The sequence below is a fragment of the Mycobacterium sp. genome, from assembly GCF_049673265.1.
Lineage (GTDB): Bacteria > Actinomycetota > Actinomycetes > Mycobacteriales > Mycobacteriaceae > Mycobacterium.
Genome location: NZ_JBATXN010000406.1, coordinates 1 through 3,077, shown reverse-complemented (window position 1 = coordinate 3,077; position 3,077 = coordinate 1). Strand labels below are relative to the sequence as shown.

The 3,077-nt window shown below is 63.5% G+C and carries 5 protein-coding genes; all 5 read right to left on the bottom strand.

From position 1 onward, the window contains the following. Nucleotides 1-2: 2 nt before the first annotated feature. Nucleotides 3-1,475 carry an adenosylhomocysteinase gene (gene ahcY, locus WBF82_RS14000; protein ID WP_424383602.1) on the bottom strand — a complete coding sequence of 491 codons (1,473 nt, stop codon included), beginning with the start codon at nucleotides 1,473-1,475 and terminating at the stop codon, nucleotides 3-5. Nucleotides 1,476-1,556: 81 nt separating this feature from the next. Continuing rightward, nucleotides 1,557-2,189, bottom strand: a complete 633-nt coding sequence (locus WBF82_RS13995) for a TetR family transcriptional regulator (protein WP_424383601.1) — start codon at nucleotides 2,187-2,189, stop codon at nucleotides 1,557-1,559. After that, the gene (locus WBF82_RS13990; protein WP_424383600.1) at nucleotides 2,186-2,401 is read right to left on the bottom strand and encodes a rubredoxin; all 216 of its coding nucleotides are present in this window, start codon (nucleotides 2,399-2,401) and stop codon (nucleotides 2,186-2,188) included. Before WBF82_RS13990 ends, WBF82_RS13995 begins: the two co-directional genes overlap by 4 nt. After that, the gene (locus tag WBF82_RS13985; RefSeq protein ID WP_424383599.1) at nucleotides 2,398-2,568 is read right to left on the bottom strand and encodes a rubredoxin; all 171 of its coding nucleotides are present in this window, start codon (nucleotides 2,566-2,568) and stop codon (nucleotides 2,398-2,400) included. The genes WBF82_RS13990 and WBF82_RS13985 overlap by 4 nt, the downstream gene beginning before the upstream one ends. Then, nucleotides 2,568-3,077, bottom strand: a 510-nt coding sequence (locus WBF82_RS13980) for a fatty acid desaturase (protein WP_424383598.1), incomplete at its 5' end; no start/stop codon positions are given. The genes WBF82_RS13985 and WBF82_RS13980, both read right to left, overlap by 1 nt.

Here is a 3,077-nt window from a genome sequence, read left to right as displayed (position 1 = left end):
ACTCAGTAGCGGTAGTGGTCCGGCTTGTAGGGGCCGTCGACGTCGACGCCGATGTATTCGGCCTGCTCCTTGGTCAGCTTGGTCAGCTCGCCGCCCAATGCGGCGACGTGCACCCGAGCCACCTTCTCGTCCAGGTGCTTGGGCAGCCGGTAGACCTCGTTGTCGTATTCGTCGTTCTTGGTCCACAGCTCGATCTGGGCGATGACCTGGTTGGAGACGCTGTTGCTCATCACGAACGACGGGTGCCCGGTCGCGTTGCCCAGGTTCAGCAGTCGGCCCTCCGACAGCACGATGATCGACTTGCCGGTGTCTTTGAAGGTCCACAAATCCACCTGCGGGCGGATGTTGGTCTTGGTGGCGCCGGACTTCTCCAGCCTGGCCATCTGGATCTCGTTGTCGAAGTGGCCGATGTTGCCCAGAATGGCCTTTTCCTTCATCGCCTTCATGTGCTCGAGGGTGATGATGTCCTTGTTGCCGGTGGTCGTGATGACGATGTCGGCCTCGCCGATCACGTCCTCCACCCGCTTGACGTCGTGGCCCTCCATGAGCGCCTGCAGCGCATTGATCGGGTCGATCTCGGTAACCGTCACCCGCGCGCCCTGACCGGCCAGCGACTCCACGCTGCCCTTACCGACGTCGCCGTAGCCGCAGACCAGCACGTTCTTGCCGCCGATCAGCACGTCGGTGCCGCGGTTGATGCCGTCGATCAGCGAGTGCCGGCAGCCGTACTTGTTGTCGAACTTGCTCTTGGTGACCGAGTCGTTGACGTTGATCGCCGGGAACGCCAGATCACCGGCCGCGGCGAATTGGTAGAGCCGCAGCACACCGGTGGTGGTCTCCTCGGTGACGCCCTTGATCGAGGCGGAGATCTTGGTCCACTTGTCTTTGTCGGTCTCAAAGCGCTCGCGCAGCAGGTTCAGGAAGACCCGGTGCTCGGCCGAGTCGTCCTCGTCGTCGGGCGGCACCACACCGGCCTTCTCGTACTGCGCGCCGCGCAGCACCAGCATCGTGGCGTCACCGCCGTCGTCGAGGATCATGTTGGCCGGTTCGTCGGGCCAGGTCAGCATCTGCTCGGCGGCCCACCAGTACTCCTCGAGCGTCTCACCCTTCCACGCGAAGACCGGCACACCCTTGGGCTCTTCCGGGGTGCCGTGTGGGCCGACGACGACCGCGGCGGCGGCGTGGTCCTGGGTGGAGAAGATGTTGCACGACGCCCACCGGACCTCGGCGCCCAGTGACACCAGCGTTTCGATGAGCACCGCGGTCTGCACGGTCATGTGCAGCGAGCCGGAAACCCGGGCTCCTTTGAGCGGCTGCACGTCGTGGTACTCGCGGCGCAGCGACATCAGGCCCGGCATCTCGTGTTCGGACAGCTCGATGTCGCGGCGACCGTAGTCCGCCAACGACAAGTCGGCCACCTTGAATTCGATGCCGTTGCGAACGTCGGCGCGGGGCGAACTTTCGGTCGTCGTCATGTGTGTAGGCCCATTCCTTCGTCTTCAACTAATTAGCTTGCATATACATTAGTCCCGACGCGGCGATGCCCTGATGCGGGGTCAGTCGGGATCCTTCAGCACACCGTAGCGTTCGGCGACCGGTGTCATCAGCCGCGCCAGATCCGCGGCGACGTCATGGTCGGCTTCCGGCGGCATTGACACATAGCTGATGCACAACCGGACGATCGCACGAGCCAGGATGCCGGAGTCCTCGTCGCTGGCTTTCATCCAGCTGTGCTGGAACGACGACGTCAGCCGAGCAGAGCAGTGCGTGATGATCGGCCCGCTATCGGTGGTGATGATTTGCAGCAGATCGGGTTTAGCCACCCCGGTCAGCAGAGAGATCACCAGCGGGTCGGCCGCCGATTCGGAGAAGAAGGACCGAAATCCCTGCAGGAACGCGGCGTAGACGTCGCCGACGTTGGAGTAAATGGCGTCTTCGACGGCGTCCACCAGTCGATCGGCCAGCCGCAGCGCATAGCCCTGAGCAAGGCCTTGCCGCGACCCGAACTCGTTGTAGATGGTCTGCCGGCTGATGCCTGCCGCGCGGGCCACGTCGGCCAGCGTGATCGCCGACCAGTCCCGGCTGAGCAGCAACTCGCGCATCGCGTCGAGCACCGAATCACGCAGCAGGGCCCGTGACGCCTCGGCGTACGGGATCCTTTGCTTCACATGCGCGAGATTAGTGCTCAAGAGCGCGCGACTTCCACCATCTCGAAGTCGGATTTGGCTGCGCCGCAATCCGGGCAACTCCAATCTTCGGGGATGTCATCCCAGCGGGTGCCGGGCGCGATTCCGTCCTCCGGCCAGCCCTTGGCTTCGTCGTACTCAAAGCCGCACTGCACACAGATGAACAGTTTGAACGGGGTCTGACGCTCTTCGCGCAAGCGCTCATCGCAACTCATTTGATTACCTCCATCTCGAAGTCGATCTTTTCGCGTACCGCGCAGTCCGGGCAGCTCCAGTGTGCGGGAATCTGCTCCCAGCGCGTTCCGGCTGGAAATCCTTCTCGTGCAGCGCCTTTGGTTTCGTCGTAGACGTAACCGCAGCCGGGACAGCGGTAGACGGTCATCATGCCGCCGTCCCGTAGCGGGCCAGGATCCTCTCCCGGCGGCGCGGTTGGACGTTGACCCGGGTGATGTCGCCGCCGTAATGCGCCAGCACCCGGTGGTCCATCAACTTGCGCCACAGCGGCGGGAAGTAGGTCAGCCCGATCAGCGCCGCGTAGCCGCTGGGCAGATTCGGTGCCCCGTCCATGCTGCGCAGCGTCTGGTAGCGCCGGGTCGGGTTGGCGTGGTGGTCGCTGTGCCGCTGCAGGTGGTACAGGAACAGGTTGGTGACGATGTGGTCGGAGTTCCAGCTGTGCTCGGGGGTGCAGCGCTCATAGCGGCCGTTGGCGTTTTTTTGCCGCATGAGCCCGTAGTGCTCCAGGTAGTTGACGGCCTCCAGCAAGCTGAAGCCGAAGATCGCCTGGATGATCACGAATGGGATTGCCGCAGGGCCGAACACCGCGATCAACACACCCCACAGCACTACCGACATGAGCCAGGCATTCAGTACGTCGTTGGACAAGTAGGTCTT